Source organism: Sphaerotilus natans (assembly GCF_900156335.1).
In the GTDB taxonomy this organism is placed as follows: Bacteria; Pseudomonadota; Gammaproteobacteria; order Burkholderiales; family Burkholderiaceae_C; genus Sphaerotilus; species Sphaerotilus natans.
The window spans coordinates 64,577-78,781 of record NZ_FTMZ01000010.1 but is presented as its reverse complement, the minus strand read 5'-3'; the positions used below and the strand labels follow the sequence as shown (position 1 = coordinate 78,781).

At 71.1% G+C, this 14,205-nt stretch carries 15 protein-coding genes; 9 read left to right on the top strand and 6 right to left on the bottom strand.

The window, feature by feature from the left end; translation table 11 throughout:
- The first annotated feature begins 16 nt into the window (after positions 1-16).
- The 7 genes from BW996_RS10710 (at position 17) to BW996_RS10680 (ending at position 6,097) form a co-directional block, all read left to right on the top strand.
- Positions 17-1,282, top strand: coding sequence for a ChaN family lipoprotein (locus BW996_RS10710; RefSeq protein ID WP_076458891.1), 1,266 nt, complete (start codon positions 17-19; stop codon positions 1,280-1,282).
- Between the two features lie 465 nt (positions 1,283-1,747).
- A complete protein-coding gene (locus BW996_RS10705; RefSeq protein WP_076458890.1) occupies positions 1,748-2,623 on the top strand; it encodes a hypothetical protein in 876 nt (291 codons plus the stop codon).
- A 168-nt stretch (positions 2,624-2,791) separates the two neighbouring features.
- Positions 2,792-3,490 carry an expansin EXLX1 family cellulose-binding protein gene (locus BW996_RS10700; protein WP_051632064.1) on the top strand — a complete coding sequence of 233 codons (699 nt, stop codon included), beginning with the start codon at positions 2,792-2,794 and terminating at the stop codon, positions 3,488-3,490.
- Between the two features lie 62 nt (positions 3,491-3,552).
- Positions 3,553-3,804 (top strand): DUF1653 domain-containing protein, encoded by a 252-nt coding sequence (locus BW996_RS10695; protein ID WP_037483407.1) that lies wholly within the window; start codon positions 3,553-3,555, stop codon positions 3,802-3,804.
- Positions 3,801-4,190, top strand: coding sequence for an alternative ribosome rescue aminoacyl-tRNA hydrolase ArfB (arfB, locus tag BW996_RS10690; RefSeq protein WP_037483357.1), 390 nt, complete (start codon positions 3,801-3,803; stop codon positions 4,188-4,190). Before BW996_RS10695 ends, arfB begins: the two co-directional genes overlap by 4 nt.
- Before the next feature lie 57 nt (positions 4,191-4,247).
- Positions 4,248-5,363: a hypothetical protein gene (locus BW996_RS10685; RefSeq protein ID WP_051632065.1), complete on the top strand. Its 1,116-nt coding sequence runs from the start codon at positions 4,248-4,250 to the stop codon at positions 5,361-5,363.
- Complete coding sequence (locus BW996_RS10680) at positions 5,360-6,097, top strand: hypothetical protein (protein ID WP_051632066.1); 738 nt, start codon at positions 5,360-5,362, stop codon at positions 6,095-6,097. Before BW996_RS10685 ends, BW996_RS10680 begins: the two co-directional genes overlap by 4 nt.
- On the opposite strand, the gene BW996_RS10675 is transcribed toward BW996_RS10680, so the two are convergent.
- The 4 genes from BW996_RS10675 to eat are packed head-to-tail and all read right to left on the bottom strand — an operon-like array spanning position 6,077 to position 10,776.
- On the bottom strand, positions 6,077-7,084 hold the full coding sequence (locus BW996_RS10675) for a DUF72 domain-containing protein (protein WP_206539520.1): 1,008 nt from the start codon (positions 7,082-7,084) through the stop codon (positions 6,077-6,079). The genes BW996_RS10680 and BW996_RS10675 overlap by 21 nt on opposite strands.
- A 50-nt stretch (positions 7,085-7,134) precedes the next feature.
- Positions 7,135-7,989, bottom strand: coding sequence for an ethanolamine ammonia-lyase subunit EutC (eutC, locus tag BW996_RS10670; protein WP_051632067.1), 855 nt, complete (start codon positions 7,987-7,989; stop codon positions 7,135-7,137).
- The gene (locus BW996_RS10665; RefSeq protein WP_037483431.1) at positions 7,986-9,362 is read right to left on the bottom strand and encodes an ethanolamine ammonia-lyase subunit EutB; all 1,377 of its coding nucleotides are present in this window, start codon (positions 9,360-9,362) and stop codon (positions 7,986-7,988) included. The genes eutC and BW996_RS10665 overlap by 4 nt, the downstream gene beginning before the upstream one ends.
- A gap of 19 nt (positions 9,363-9,381) precedes the next feature.
- Positions 9,382-10,776: an ethanolamine permease gene (gene eat, locus BW996_RS10660; RefSeq protein WP_037483361.1), complete on the bottom strand. Its 1,395-nt coding sequence runs from the start codon at positions 10,774-10,776 to the stop codon at positions 9,382-9,384.
- A gap of 234 nt (positions 10,777-11,010) precedes the next feature.
- Here eat and BW996_RS10655 point away from each other — a divergent pair, with 234 nt between their 5' ends.
- Positions 11,011-12,066 (top strand): helix-turn-helix domain-containing protein, encoded by a 1,056-nt coding sequence (locus BW996_RS10655; RefSeq protein ID WP_076458889.1) that lies wholly within the window; start codon positions 11,011-11,013, stop codon positions 12,064-12,066.
- Between the two features lie 55 nt (positions 12,067-12,121).
- Entirely contained in the window at positions 12,122-13,081 is a 960-nt protein-coding gene (locus tag BW996_RS10650) for a M14 family metallopeptidase (RefSeq protein ID WP_037483369.1), read from the top strand.
- 13 nt (positions 13,082-13,094) lie between these two features.
- Here BW996_RS10650 and BW996_RS10645 read toward each other — a convergent pair whose 3' ends face one another.
- Complete coding sequence (locus BW996_RS10645) at positions 13,095-13,346, bottom strand: hypothetical protein (protein ID WP_139330837.1); 252 nt, start codon at positions 13,344-13,346, stop codon at positions 13,095-13,097.
- 118 nt (positions 13,347-13,464) lie between these two features.
- On the bottom strand, positions 13,465-14,157 hold the full coding sequence (locus tag BW996_RS10640) for a TerC family protein (protein WP_037483372.1): 693 nt from the start codon (positions 14,155-14,157) through the stop codon (positions 13,465-13,467).
- Positions 14,158-14,205 lie beyond the last annotated feature (48 nt).

Sequence of the window (14,205 nt, the reverse complement as noted above, 5' to 3'; positions counted from 1 at the left end):
TCCCGGAGTCCTGCCCATGCGCCTGCCGCTTCCGTCCGTTCTGTCGCCGGCCCGCCCGTGGCTGCTCTCGGCGCTGCTGGTGCCGATGCTGATGCTGCCCGGGCCGGGCGCGGCGGCCGAGCCGCCCCCTGCGGCCGCGCTCTGCGCGCCTGACCAGCCTCCCGGTCAGTGGCTGGCGCCGACCGCCGCCGCGCCGCGCCCCTTGCCCGCCGCCGAGCTGCTGGGCTGGATGGCCGAGGCGCAGGTGGTGCTGCTCGGCGAGCGCCACGACAGCGCCGAGGACCACCGCTGGCAGCTCCAGGTCCTGGCGCAGCTGCACGCGCGCCGGCCGGCGCTGGCGCTCGGGCTGGAGATGTTCCCGCGCCGGCTGCAGCCGGTGCTCGATGCCTGGGTGGCCGGTCGGCTGTCGGAGGCCGAGTTCCTGCGCCAGTCGGAGTGGGACCAGGTCTGGGGCTTCGACGCGCGCCTGTACCTGCCGCTTTTCCATTTCGCCCGGATGAACCGGCTGCCGATGCTGGCGCTCAATGTCGAGCGTGGCGTGGTGGCGGCGGTCGGCCGGCGCGGCTTCGAGGCGCTGAGCGAGGCCGAGCGCGAGGGCGTCGGCCGACCCGCCGAGCCGCCCGAGGCCTACCGGCAGATGCTGCGCCAGGTCTTCCACGCCCATCCCGGCCCGGCCGGCGAGGGCGGCGCAGCGCAGCCTTCCCCGACCGCCCCTGACGCGCCGCCGCCGGACGCCTTCGCGCGCTTCATCGGCGCGCAGGCCTTCTGGGACCGCGCGATGGCCGAGGCCATCGCCGCGCGGCTGGCGCGCGAGCCCGGCCTGCTGATCGTCGGCATCCTGGGCGGCGGCCATGTGCGCGACGGCCACGGCGTGGCGCATCAGCTGCGCGACCTGGGCGTGCCGCGCATCGGCGCGCTGCTGACCTGGGAGCGCGCCGAGAGCTGCCAGGCCCTGGGCGAGACGCTGGCCGACGGCCTCTATCTGATCGACCCGCCCCGCGACGACGCCCCGCCGCGCCTGGGCATCGCGATGGCGCCCGCGCCCGACGGCGTGCGCCTGAGCGCCGTGACCCCTGGCAGCCTGGCCGCCGCCGCCGGCCTGCGCGAGGGCGACCTGCTCACCGAGGCCGCCGGCCGCCCGCTGCGCAGCCCCGACGCCCTGCGCGCCCTCGTGCAGCGCCAGCCGCCCGGTACCTGGCTGCCGCTGAAGGTTCAGCGCGAGGGGGCGGGGCGGGCGCCGGTGGTGCAGGAGGTGGTGGTGCGCTTTCCAGCCGGCGGTTGATCTTCCGCATCGGCCGCTTACCGCCCCTGATCCGGCATTCCGTCACATCCCGTCATCCTCGCGCAGGCGAGGACCCACCGCTGCCACCGCGCCCATAGACGAAAAAACGAGCAATCGCTATGCTGGCAGCAACAATAACAACGCCAGCATCAAACCCCGCCACAGGGTTTCGGATCGATTCTTCCAGGGGAGAAAGCATGTACGGCACAGCCGAAGCCAGCGAACTGCCACGCCACGCTACGCCACGCCGTGCGGCACGAAGACATTCCTGGCCAGATCGATTCCGAGAAATACCACCGTCATGGGCATCTCCTTGCGGCGTCCGGCTGTGGGTTGAGATTTTGCCGTCTCATGGTGCGCGCTGGGCAAGCGCGGCGCCTATTGGCAGAATCCTCCGTATCGCGCGCGGTGCGAGGGGATGGCCCTTTCATTCGTTAGGCCCTAGAATACGCTTCACTAATTTTCATGACTATTCCAAAGCCACTCGAATTCCTCCTCGGTCTACCCCTCTACGCGCCTGTCGCGTACGAAGGCGAACAGGTCTGGGATGTTCTGGAGGTTCTATACTTCAGCGGTACATACGACAGTTTCTGCGTAAAGTGCAAGCGCGAATCAACTTTTAAAGTCAGCGCACCCCACAGGCCTGACGAATACAAGCGAAACTACGTGCGAGAGAAATGGGAGCGGCAACACGGGGTCGATTCGGAACATCCGCTCCCTCCCTCTGCGGTCTACTCAGTTGGAGCCAATTGCACCAGGCATGAAAGTCACCGGCAAGACTTCCTGTTCTTTATTGACTACCAGATAATCCCAAGCGACTCTGATCCGCCGATCGTTAAATGGTCAATTCAGAAGATCGGTCAGCAGCCATCTTATGGTGACCTTCATCTCCTTCAGGTCAAGAAGTACACGCATGTTTTGTCGAAGGCGCAATTGGGTGAACTAACGCGAGCCATAGGTCTGGCCTCACATGACGTAGGCGTTGGCGCGTACGTCTACTTGCGCCGCATCTTCGAAAACCTTGTCGAAGAGGCTCATGTAGTCGCGAAAGAGGCGTCTAGCTGGGACGAGGATTCCTATTCTCGCTGCCGAATGGGAGAGAAGATCTCCATGCTCAAGGCGCATCTGCCAACCTTTCTCGTAGAGCACCCTGGAATGTATTCCTTACTTAGTAAGGGCATCCACGAGCTCTCTGAGGATGAGTGTCTCAAGCACTTTGCAACGCTACGCTTAGGCATTGAACTCATACTCGATGAGCGGCTTGAAGCGCGGGAGCGTGCAAACAAGATTGCTGCTGCTAAAGCTGCAATTCAGAAGGCAGTTGGTGACGCTGGGGCCTAACCCCTCGCTCAAGCGGAGCGCCCTGCTGTCGTCGCCCGCTTAGCTCGAACTACAAGCGCATCCCCGCGATGTCGATAAAGCCTCCCCTGGCAGGTTTTTGAAACATGCTTGAGCAGAGATAAAACAATCTGACCAACGCACACAAAACCAGCGGCTGACAGGGAAAAAATGCAAACGGCAAAACCAAAACCCAGCATCGCTACCGCCGCGCTGACCCTCGTCTGCTCACTGCTCTCGCCCCTGCAGACCCACGCCCAGGCCACGCCCGAGCCGCAGCAAGGCATCGCCACCCACTACGACGCCACCGGCCCCGTGTCCTGCGCCTTCGACCTGGACCCGCGCGAGCGCATGATCGCGGCGATGAACGAGGCGCAGTACGGCCAGGCCGACTGGTGCGGCGCGCAGGTGCGGGTGGAGGGGCCGCAGGGCAACAGCATCGTGGTGCGCATCGTCAACCGCTGCCCGGAATGCAAGGCCGGGCATCTGGACCTGAGCCGCGAGGCGTTCGCGCAGCTCGCCGATCTGGTGACGGGCAAGGTGCCGATCCGCTGGCAGCTCGTCAGCCTGCCGCTGCAGGGCCCGATCGCGTATCACTTCAAGCGCGAGAGCAACCCCTACTGGCTGGCGGTGCAGGTGCGCAACCACCGCAACCCGCTGGTGCGGCTGGAATACGAGGCCGGCGGCCAGTGGGTCGAGGTGCCGCGCAAGGACTACAACTACTTCGAGATGCAGCTGCCGGGCAGGGGGCCGCGCGACTACCGCTTCCGCGTCACCGACCTGTTCGGCCACCAGCTGGTCGACGACGGCATCCGCTTCAGGGCCAATGCCACCGTCAAGGGGCAGACGCAGTTTCCCGCGGCGCCCTGAACGCCGCCGCGCCCCGGCCGCCGGGCTTGCGCCCCACGCCCGCCCGCCGCACCATGCGCGCCATGACGAACGACGACGATCTTTCCCCGCTGCCCACCATCCGCACCGGTCGCTATCGCCACTACAAGGGCGGCGAATACCGGGTGCTCGGCGTGGTGCGCCACAGCGAGTCCCTCGAGCCGATGGTGCTCTATCGCCCGCTGGGCCGCGATGTCGGCGACTGGGTGCGGCCCTTCGAGATGTTCCTCGAGACGGTCGAGCACGAGGGGCAGCGCGTGCTGCGCTTCAGCCCGCTGGACGACGACCCGGCATGATCTCCCCGCACGAGCTGCATTTCACCGCGATCCGCGCCCAGGGGCCGGGCGGGCAGAACGTCAACAAGGTGTCGTGCGCGGTGCACCTGCGCTTCGACATCCGCGCCTCCTCGCTGCCGGAGGCGGTCAAGGAGAGGCTGCTGCAGCGGCCCGACCAGCGCGTCAGCGGCGACGGCGTCATCGTCATCAAGGCGCAGTCCTCGCGCAGCCTGGAGCAGAACAAGCTGGAGGCGCTGGCGCGGCTGCAGGCGCTGGTGGCCGAGGCCGCGCGCGTGCAGCCGCCGCGCAAGGCGACCCGGCCGACGCGCGGCTCGCAGCGCCGCCGGCTCGAGACCAAGTCGCAGCGCGGCGAGATCAAGGCCGGGCGCGGCAAGGTCGGCTGGTGAGGCGGCGAGGCGACGAGCGAGCCGGCACAATGGCGCTCCCTTTCTGACGCGCTGCCGATGACCCCTGACGACCCCTGCCCGGCGGATCTGCCCGATCCGTGCCTGCCGGCGACCCTGCCGCCCGTGCCGGCCCCCCGTGCCCCCGAGCCGCCGGCGCCTTCTGCGCGCCACGAGCGCCTGCTGCGCGAGATCGAGCAACTGCGCGAGCGGCTGCAGCAGTGGCAGCAGTGCGAGAGCCGCTACCACGAGCGGATCGCGCGCGAGCTGCAGCCGGAGATCAGGCGCTGGTGCGATCGGCTGCGCGAGCTGGCGCTGCGGATGGAGGGCGCGCTCTTCCTCGATCCGCCGCCGGGCAAGCCGATCGGGCGCGCGGCGCAGCGCAGGGCCGCCGAGTGGATGCTGTCGCTGGCCGAGGCGGTGCTGGTCGAGCGGCCGGACGATGCCGAGATGCTGGCGCTGCGGGCGCGCCACCAGGAGGACGTCGCGCCGCCGCTTGATGCGGGCGACGAGGACGACCCAGGCCACGAAGCGGGCGCGCAGGCGCCCGCCGACGATCCCGACGATGGCCTGGAGCCCTGGGAACGCGAGGCCGAGCGCCGTCGCGCCCAGGCCGAGGCCAGCCGCCGCACCGCCAGGAAGGGTCGCAAGGACCAGGCCGAGCGCGAGCGCCGCGAACGCCACGCCGGACGCGGCGCCAGCGCCGGCACCGCCTCGCTGCGCGAGGTCTTCCGCCGCCTGGCCAGCCGGCTGCACCCGGACCGCGAGCCCGATGCGGCCGAGCGCGTGCGCAAGACCGCGCTGATGCAGCAGGTCAACGAGGCCTATGCCGCCGGCGACCTGCTGGCGCTGCTGGCGCTGCAGCGTCTCCACCTGCCCGAGCCGGTCGCGCAGGCGGCTGCGGCACCGCTGGCGACGAGCGCGAACGACATCGAGGCGGCGCTGCAGGTGCAGCGCGAGCGCCTGCAGGCCGAGATCGACGAGATGGTGCGCCGCTTCGCGGTGCTGCGCCCGGACCTGCCGGCGCGCGCCGACACCGTCACGCCGCAGCTGGTCGAGACGCTGCTGGGCACCGAGATCCGCGAGCTGCGCGCGCGCAGCACCGCGCTGGAACGCGATCTGGGCTGGTGCCGTGACCGCGAGACGGTTGGCGCCTGGCTGCGGGCCTTCGGATGAAGCGTGGCCTGGCGATCGCCGCCGCCCTGCTGGCGACGGGCTTCGGCGGCGTGATGGCCGCCGCACCGGGGGCGTCGAGCGCAGACAAGACGTTTGACCGCCATGTGCCGCCGGGCTGGCGCCTGCTGTCGTCCGTCAGCGGCGATCTGGATGGCGATGGTCGCGAGGATGCCGCCCTGGTGCTGGAAACGACCGACGCGGCACGGCGCCGGGACAATCCGGGTCTGGGCGCGCCGGTGCTGAACCTCAATCCGCGCCGGCTGCTGGTGCTGCTGCAGGTCGGGCCGGACGAGCGGGTGCTGCTGCGCCGCGACGGCCTGCTGCCGAGCGAGCACGATGCCGAGTCGCCCTGCGTCGCCGATCCGCTCGACGGCGGCGGCGTGGAGATGCCGCCGGGGCGGCTGGTGCTGGCGCTGCAGCACTGGACGAGCTGCGGCAGCTATGGCGCCGGCCGCGAGCAGTTCATCTTCCGGCTGGAAGGCACGCGGCTGCGGCTGATCGGCCATGAGCGCAGCGAGTTCTCGCGCGCCAGCGGCGAACAGACCGAGATCAGCACCAATCTGCTGACCGGCCAGCGCAAGACGGTCGAGGGCCTGAATGCCTTCGAGCGCCGCGGCGTGGCGCGCACCCGCTGGCAGCGGCTGGGCCCGCAGGCGCCGGTCTTTCTCGACACGCTGGACCGGGCGCAGCTGGCCTGCGAGGCGAGCGCGCCCTCACCGGCCTGGTGCCGCTGAGTCCGATGCGACCGCGCGCGCCAGCTCGGCCACCGAGCAGGGCGCCGAGCCCTCGGCCTTGTTGTTGACGGTGACCAGCACCGGATGCCCGGCCGCGGCGGTGCCGCGCATGATGCGCGCCAGCGCCTCGCGGGTGGCCGGGTCGGGATCGACCAGCCGGTCGAAGGGCGCATAGCCGGCCTTGGCGGCCTCGTAGCCGTGGGCGCCGTGGCGCCGGTTGAGGTTCCAGCGGCAGACGAAGGCGCCGGGCCACATCGCGCGCAGCAGCGGCAGCTGCGCCTCGATCGGCGGCAGGCGTGGATGCAGGCCCAGGCAGTAGCGCGCGCCGGCGGCCTTCAGCACGTCGCGGAAGGCCGGCACCAGCCACTCGGGGTCGCGCACCTCGACGGCGATCACCGCGTCCGGCGCGCGCGGGGCCAGCGGCGGCAGCGCGTCGAGCAGCCGCGCCAGCCGCTGCAGCAGCGCCGGCAGGTCGGCCTTCAGGCTGCCGGGCAGCGGCCCGATCTCGATCACCAGCGCGCCGATCCTGGCGCCCAGACCGTCGAGCGCCGGCTGCACGAACTGTTCGGTGGTCAGCGCCGGATCGAGAAAGCCGGGGTTGAGCCCGACCGGCCGGCCGCCGGCATCGCGCTGCGCGCCGTCGCTGATCATCGCCGGGGCCTTGACGACGAAGCGGAAATCCTCCGGCACCTGCGCGGCCAGCGCGGCGAACTGCGCGGCGCTCATCGGCCGGTAGTAGCTGCGGTCGAGGCTGACGGTGCGCAGCAGCGGGTGGCGCGCGTAGGCGGCCAGGCCTTCGCGCGCCAGCGTCGCCTCGTCATGCTGGTCGGCCCAGACCTGGCCGGCCCAGCCCGGAAAGCTCCAGGACGAGGTGCCCAGGCGCAGGCTGGCGGGCAGTTGCGCGGCCAGCGCGAGCTGGTCCGGGTCGGGGCGCGCCGGCCGGACGGCGGGCTCGGGCGGGTCGAAGAGAAGATCCTGGTGCGGCACGGCCGCGATGATGCACCGGATCGCGGGCTGGCGCGGTGCAGCGGCCGGCTTCAGCCGCTGCGGCCGGACGGCAGCGGGGCCGCCGCGGTGACGCCGAGACCGGCGCCGGGCGCCAGGCCGCTGTCGTCCTTGAGCGCCACGCCGGTGGCGCCCAGCCGGCGCCCGGCTTCGGCCAGCCACCACAGCCGACGCGCCGCCTCAGCGTGGACCAGGCCTTCGGCGCGGACATTGGACAGGCAGTTGCGCTCGGCATCGCTGCGGCCGACGCGGGGCGCGCGTGTCAGGTAGATGCCCAGGCTGTCGGGCGAGCTCAGGCCCGGGCGCTCGCCGATCAGCACTGCCACCATCGCCGCGCCCAGGCGCTGGCCGATGTCGTCGCCCAGCGCGACGCGCGCCTGGGTGGCCACCACCACCGGCCCGAGCGTCCAGCCCGGCGGGCGCTGGCGCTGGACCTCGGCCAGCAGCGGCACCGCCTGGCGCTCGATCGCCGCCGAGGACAGGCCGTCGCCGACGACGATCAGCAGCGCGTCGTCGGGCAGCGGGCCGTGCGCGGCCGTGTGTGCGTCGAGCAGCGCGCCGCCGCTGGCCCCGAGCCGCCGGCCCAGGTCCGGGCGCAGCAGGTAGGTCGCGCGGTCGGGCGCGGCGCTGGCGAGCTCGATGGGCTGCAGCCCGAGCGCCTGCAGGCGCGGGCGCAGCGCGGCGACATCGAGCGGCAGGTGCACCGCGTCGCGCGCCTGCGCATGCGCCGCGCCGAAGGCCAGCAGCTCGCGGGTGGGCAGGCTGGCGCCGACGCGGCCCAGGCCGATGCGCGCCGGCGTCAGCGCCCGCAGCGCCGACCACGGATCGGTCGGCGCCAGCGCGTCCGGCGCGTCCAGAACGTCCAGCCTCTTGCGGTCGTCGCTCATGCAAAATGCTCCAGCAGCGCATGCCGCGACGGTGCGGGCAGCAGCCGGCCGTCGGCGTCGGTCAGGCCCATGCGCTCCAGCCAGGCCTCGAACTCCGGGGCGCGCTTCAGGCCCAGCACCTCGCGCAGCACCAGCGCGTCGTGGAAGGAGGTGCTCTGGTAGTTCAGCATCACGTCGTCGGCGCCGGGCACGCCGATCAGGAAGGTGACGCCTGCCGCGCCCAGCAGCAGCATCAGGTTGTCCATGTCGTCCGAATCGGCCTCGGCATGGTTGGTGTAGCAGACGTCGCAGCCGATCGGCAGGCCCAGCAGCTTGCCGCAGAAGTGGTCCTCCAGCCCGGCGCGCACGATCTGCTTGCCGTCGAACAGGTATTCCGGCCCGATGAAGCCGACCACCGTGTTGCAGATCATCGGCTCGAAGGCGCGTGCCACCGCGTAGGCGCGCACCTCGCAGGTCTGCTGGTCCAGGCCGTGGTGGGCACCGGCCGACAGCGCCGAGCCCTGGCCGGTCTCGAAGTACATGACGTTGTCGCCCAGCGTGCCGCGCCCGAGCGAGAGCGCCGCCTCGCGCGCCTCGCGCAGCACCGCCAGGTCGATGCCGAAGCTGCGGTTGGCCGCCTCGGTGCCGGCGATCGACTGGAAGACCAGATCGACCGGCGCGCCCTGCTCGATGGCGCGGATCTGGTTGGTGACATGCGTCAGCACGCAGGACTGGGTCGGAATCTCGAAGCGCTGGATCACCTCGTCGGTCAGCCGCATCAGCGCGCCCAGCGCGTCCAGCCCGTCGCCGGCCGGGTTGATGCCGATCACCGCGTCGCCGGCGCCGTACATCAGCCCGTCGAGCATCGACAGCGCGATGCCGCGGGCGTCGTCGGTCGGGTGGTTGGGCTGCAGCCGCATCGCCATGCGCCCGGGCAGGCCGAGCGTGTTGCGAAATCGCGTGATCACCCGGCACTTGCGCGCCACCCGGATCAGGTCCTGGTTGCGCATCAGCTTGGAGACGGCCGCGGCCATTTCCGGCGTGATGCCGGCGCGCACCCGCGCCAGCGTCGTCTCGTCGGTGCTGTCCTGCAGCAGCCAGTCGCGGAAGTCGCCCACCGTCAGGTGCGCGATCTCGGCGAAGGCCGCGGCGTCGTGGCTGTCGACGATCAGCCGGGTGACCTCGTCGCTCTCGTAGGGCACCAGGGCCTCGGACAGGAAGGCCTTGAGTGGCAGCTCGGCCAGCGCCATGCGCGCGGCCATGCGCTCCGTCATGGTGCGCGCGGCCACGCCGGCGAGCACGTCGCCCGAGCGCAGCGGTGTCGCGCGGGCCATCAGCGTGGCCAGGTCGGCGAAGTGCCAGACCTGGCCGCCCAGCGTGTGGGAATAGGGCATGGGCATCAAGCCTGAGGGCTCAGGTCTGAGGGAGAAGGTCCTCATCGGCGGCCAGCGTCGCGCGGTGGCCGGCGGTCAGGCGGAAGTAGCCGTAGGCCAGCAGCATCAGCGCGGCGAAGATCGCCGACACCAGCGGATTGAACCAGACCATCGTGACCAGGCACAGCACGGCCAGTCCGAGCGCGATGGCCGGCAGCACCGGATAGCCGATCGCGGGGAAGGGGCGGGTCAGCGTGGGCTCCTTGCGGCGCAGCACGAACAGGCTCCACATCGACATGATGTACATGACGATGGCGCCGAGCACCGACATGGTGACGATGTTGGCGGTCAGCGTCTGGCCGCCGATCTTGATCACCTCGTCGCTGAAGATCGCCAGGATGCCGACCACGCCGCCGGCGATGACCGCCAGCCACGGCGTGCCGAAGCGCGGATGCACGCTGGCCAGGCGGGCCGGCAGGTAGCCGGCGCGGGCCAGCGCGAAGATCTGGCGCGAGTAGCCCAGGATGATGCCGTGGAAGCTGGCGACCAGGCCGAACAGGCCGATCCACACCAGCATGTGCAGCCAGCCGCTGTTCTCGCCGACGATCATCTTCATCGCCTGCGGCAGCGGGTCGTTGATGTTGGACAGCTTCGTCCAGTCGCCCGCGCCACCGGCGAAGATCATCACGCCGATGGCCAGCACCAGCAGCGTCAGGATGCCGCCGATGTAGGCGCGCGGAATCGTCACCTGCGGGTTCTTGGCCTCTTCGGCGGCCATCGCCACGCCCTCGATGGCCAGGAAGAACCAGATGGCAAAAGGCACGGCCGCCGCGATCCCGGCCAGCGTGCCGATCGAGAACTCGTCCGCGCCGGCCCAGCCCTTGGCAGTGAAGTTGTCCCAGGAGAAGCCGGGCGCGACCACGCCCATGAAGATCAGCAGCTCGCCGATGGCCACCACCGTCACGAACAGCTCGAAGGTGGCGGCGGTCTTCACGCCGACGATGTTGAGCGTCATGAACACCAGGTAGGCGCCGACGGCCATCAGCTTCGGATCGAGCGCGGGGTACTGCACGTTCAGGTAGGCGCCGATCGCCAGCGCGATGGCGGGCGGCGCGAACACGAATTCCACCAGCGTGGCGAAGCCGGCGACGAAGCCGCCGGTCGGCCCCAGCGCCCGCGAGGCGTAGGCAAAGGGCCCGCCGGCATGCGGGATCGCGGTGGTCAGCTCGGTGAAGCTGAAGATGAAGCTGGTGTACATCAGCGCCACCAGCAGCGCGGTCACCAGAAAGCCCAGCGTGCCGGCGCTGGCCCAGCCGTAGCTCCAGCCGAAGTACTCGCCGGAGATGACCAGGCCGACGGCCAGGCCCCAGAGGTGCCAGGCGTTCAGCGCCGGTTTCAGCTGTGTGCTGGCGGATGTCGTCGCGGGGGTCGTCATGGACGAAGGCTCCTTGCAGAGAGGGAAAAGATCACGGAGAGATCAGGGATGGCGCCGATGGTGGCGGCGCCTGCCGCGGGCGCGCTATCCAGTTTTGGCAGCGTCCGGCCCCGGACCGGTACCGATGCGTCGGCATGGCGCTTGCTGGATGCTGTGTGACCGTGGCGTGACCGCCCTGCGCTGGTGCGTGGGTGTGCGGGGCCGCGCCGCTCTCTCCGCCTGCTTGCCGCCGCCATGACCCTGACCGCTCTTTCCGCCCCGATCGCTTCTTCGCCGCACGGACCGTGCGCGGTGCTGCATGTCGACACCCGCGATGTCGATGAGCAGGCCGCGTTGCTGACCGACTGGCATCAGGACTACGCGCAGCTGTCGGCCGGCGGCTTCGCGGGCCGCATCGACGAGGCCTGGCTCGACGGCGTGCATCTCTTCGTCGAGGCCACCAGCCAGCGTCTGCACCAGCGCGGCGAGCTGCGCGCCGACCGGCTCGCGCTCGGGCTGCCGCTGGCGCTGCCGGAAGTGGTGCAGGCCGGGCCGGCGCGCTTCTGCGGCCGCTCCGACTGGCAGTCGTGCGACGGCGACGGCGCGGGTGAGCCCGGTGCGGGCCATTTCTGCACCTTTTCCGGTCGCGGCGGCTTCGAGTTCTTCACGCCGGCCGGGCTGGTGATGGCCGGCATGGAGTTCGACCGCGCCGAGCTGGCGCGGCTGGCCACGCCCGAGGAGCAGGCGCTGATCGAGCGCATCGGCCAGGTGGCGACGCTGCACCGCGCGCCGCACGGGGCGCTGGCGACGCTGCGCGACTTCGTGCGCGGTGCCTTCGAGATGCTGGCCGCGCAGCCGCAGCTGCTGCGCAATCCGGCGATGCGCAGCATGCTGCGGCAGGCGGCGCAGTCGAATGCGCTGGAGCTGCTGGTGGGCGCCGCCGCGCTGCCGCCTGACGCCGGCCAGCGCCCGCGCGCGCTGGTCGAGCAGGCCCGCGCGATCGTCGATCGCGATCCGGAAATGCCGGTCACGGTGGCGATGCTCTGCGCCGAGCTGCAGACCAGCCGGCGCACGCTGCAGGCGGCCTTCCAGCAGGTGCTGGGGCTGGCGCCGGCGGCCTATCTGCGCGCGACCCGGCTGGCGGGCGCGCGCCGAGCGCTGCGCGAGGCGCCCTCGGTCACCGAGGCGGCGGCGCAGTGGGGCTTCTGGCACTTCGGCCATTTCGCCCAGGACTACCGGCGCATGTACGGCGAGCTGCCCTCGCAGACCTGGCGGCGGCTGCATCCGGGCGTGGCCGGGCCTGGCCACTGAGGGCGTGCGGGTCATTGCGCTGACGGCCGCGCTCCGGCCCGGCTATGCTCATCCCATGAACCGAGACGAATTTCCGGGCCCGGCCCCGACCGCGCTGCGCGTGCACCAGTACCTCGGGCTGCAGCCCGGCCCGAAGCTGATCGTGCTCGGCGGCGTGCACGGCGACGAGACCTGCGGCACGGTCGCGCTGGGCCGGCTGATCGAGGCGCTGGATGCCGGCCGGCTGCAGCTGCGCCGCGGCGAGCTGACGCTGGTGCCGGTCTGCAATCCGATGGCGCATCAGGCCGGCCGGCGCGAGGGCGAGCGCAACCTGAACCGCCGGCTGCTGCCGGTGGCGATCCCGCAGGACCACGAGGACCGCATCGCGCGGGTGCTGTGCCCGCTCCTGGCGCGCCACGAGGTGCTGCTGGACCTGCATTCCTTCCACACCGACGGCGAGCCCTTCGTGATGATCGGCCCGCGCGACAACGACGGCTGGCTCGAGCCTTTCCGCCACGAGGCGGCCGAGACCGCGCTGGCGGCGGCGCTGGGCGTGCGGCAGGGGGTCGAGGGCTGGCTGGAGGCCTACGCCCAGGGCGTGGCGCGGCGTGGAGGCGATGCGCAGTACGGCATCGGCACGACCGAATACATGCGCTCGGCCGGCGGCTGGGGGCTGACGCTGGAGTGCGGTCGCCATGACGATCCGGCCGCGCCTGAAGTCGCCTGGCAGGCGACGCTGCGCACGCTCGAGCATCTGGGCATGATCGACGCCGGCGCGTCCGCGCCCTGCGCGCAGCCGGACTTCGAGGTGGTGCGCCTGGTCGACGTGGTCGACCGCGAGGCCGAGGGCGACCGCCTGGCGCGCGACTGGGCCAGCTTCGACGCGGTGTGCGCCGGCGAAGTGATCGGCTGGCGCGCCGACGGCCGCGAGGTGCTCGCGCCGGCTGACGGGCGGGTGGTGTTCCCGAACCCGCGTGCGCGTGTCGGCGCCGAGTGGTTCTATCTGGCCGAGCTCAGCGGGCGCCAGCTCGGCTGAGGTCGCACAAGGCTCAGACGCGGCGGGCCAGCGGGCCCAGCGTCAGGCGCTCCATCGAGCCGACCAGCTGCTCGAAGTCGCGCGAGGCCAGCTTCGACGGCCGGATCAGGCCGCCGCGCACCGCGTTGGCGTACTGCGCGCGGGCCATGTCGAAGGGCAGGGCCAGCCAGTTGCGCAGCGCGCGGTCGGCATCGCGCTGCTGCGAGGGCAGCGCGACGCGCAGCGGCGAGAGGGGGGTCAGCGGGTTCATCGGGGTGTACAGCATGATGATCTTGTGCAAGTTCTGTCTGGGTCTGGTTTGTACCTGAGGGTAAACCCTTGGTCAAATCACCCTTGACAATTCCGGCACGGCTGCATCCCCCTTGTTCGATGTCCCCCGAGGTTCAGACTGCGGGTGCGGCATCCTCACGCGACGCACGTCGTGCGGCCAGGCGGCCGGCACCCAGCACGCCGATGATGCACACCGCGTAGAGCACCCAGCTCAGCGCCGGCTGCGCGGTGAAGACGTCGCCCAGCAGCTTTTCGCCCAGGATCATCTTGGCGGCGGTGAAGGCCAGTACCGCGGCACCGATCTCGGTGATGACCGGGAAGCGCTCGACCAGACCCAGCACCAGACGGCTGCCCCAGACGACGATCGGCACGCTGATCAGCAGGCCGATGACCACCAGGTCGAAGGCACCGTGCGCGGCACCGGCCACGCCCAGCACGTTGTCGACGCCCATCAGCGCGTCGGCGACGATGATGGTGCGCATCGCGCCCCAGAAGGTGCTGGCCACCGGGCCATGGTCATCGCCGCCGTCCTGCGGCTTGATCAGGCCGTAGGCTACCCACAGCAGGCCCAGGCCGCCGACCAGCATCAGGCCGGGAATCTTCAGCAGCCAGACCACGCCCAGCGTCATCAGCGAGCGCACCGCGATCGCGCCGACGGTGCCCCACATGATCGCCTTCTTCTGCAGATGCGGGGGCAGGTTGCGCGCGGCCAGCGCGATGACGATGGCGTTGTCGCCGGCCAGGACGATGTCGATCAGGATGATGGCCAGCAGGGCCGAGAACCAGGCGGAGGAGAAGAGTTCCATGAGGACGGTGCGGTGTGCGCAGGCAAGGCTGTTCGTTCGGTTCAACGC

Coding starts and splice junctions, on each gene's coding strand:
- BW996_RS10710 (WP_076458891.1), top strand. CDS start 17: ATGCGCCTGCCGCTTCCGTCCGTTCTGTCGCCGGCCCGCCCGTGGCTG.
- BW996_RS10705 (WP_076458890.1), top strand. CDS start 1,748: ATGACTATTCCAAAGCCACTCGAATTCCTCCTCGGTCTACCCCTCTAC.
- BW996_RS10700 (WP_051632064.1), top strand. CDS start 2,792: ATGCAAACGGCAAAACCAAAACCCAGCATCGCTACCGCCGCGCTGACC.
- BW996_RS10695 (WP_037483407.1), top strand. CDS start 3,553: ATGACGAACGACGACGATCTTTCCCCGCTGCCCACCATCCGCACCGGT.
- arfB (WP_037483357.1), top strand. CDS start 3,801: ATGATCTCCCCGCACGAGCTGCATTTCACCGCGATCCGCGCCCAGGGG.
- BW996_RS10685 (WP_051632065.1), top strand. CDS start 4,248: ATGACCCCTGACGACCCCTGCCCGGCGGATCTGCCCGATCCGTGCCTG.
- BW996_RS10680 (WP_051632066.1), top strand. CDS start 5,360: ATGAAGCGTGGCCTGGCGATCGCCGCCGCCCTGCTGGCGACGGGCTTC.
- eutC (WP_051632067.1), bottom strand. CDS start 7,989: ATGAGCGACGACCGCAAGAGGCTGGACGTTCTGGACGCGCCGGACGCG.
- BW996_RS10665 (WP_037483431.1), bottom strand. CDS start 9,362: ATGCCCTATTCCCACACGCTGGGCGGCCAGGTCTGGCACTTCGCCGAC.
- eat (WP_037483361.1), bottom strand. CDS start 10,776: ATGACGACCCCCGCGACGACATCCGCCAGCACACAGCTGAAACCGGCG.
- BW996_RS10655 (WP_076458889.1), top strand. CDS start 11,011: ATGACCCTGACCGCTCTTTCCGCCCCGATCGCTTCTTCGCCGCACGGA.
- BW996_RS10650 (WP_037483369.1), top strand. CDS start 12,122: ATGAACCGAGACGAATTTCCGGGCCCGGCCCCGACCGCGCTGCGCGTG.
- BW996_RS10645 (WP_139330837.1), bottom strand. CDS start 13,346: ATGCTGTACACCCCGATGAACCCGCTGACCCCCCTCTCGCCGCTGCGC.
- BW996_RS10640 (WP_037483372.1), bottom strand. CDS start 14,157: ATGGAACTCTTCTCCTCCGCCTGGTTCTCGGCCCTGCTGGCCATCATC.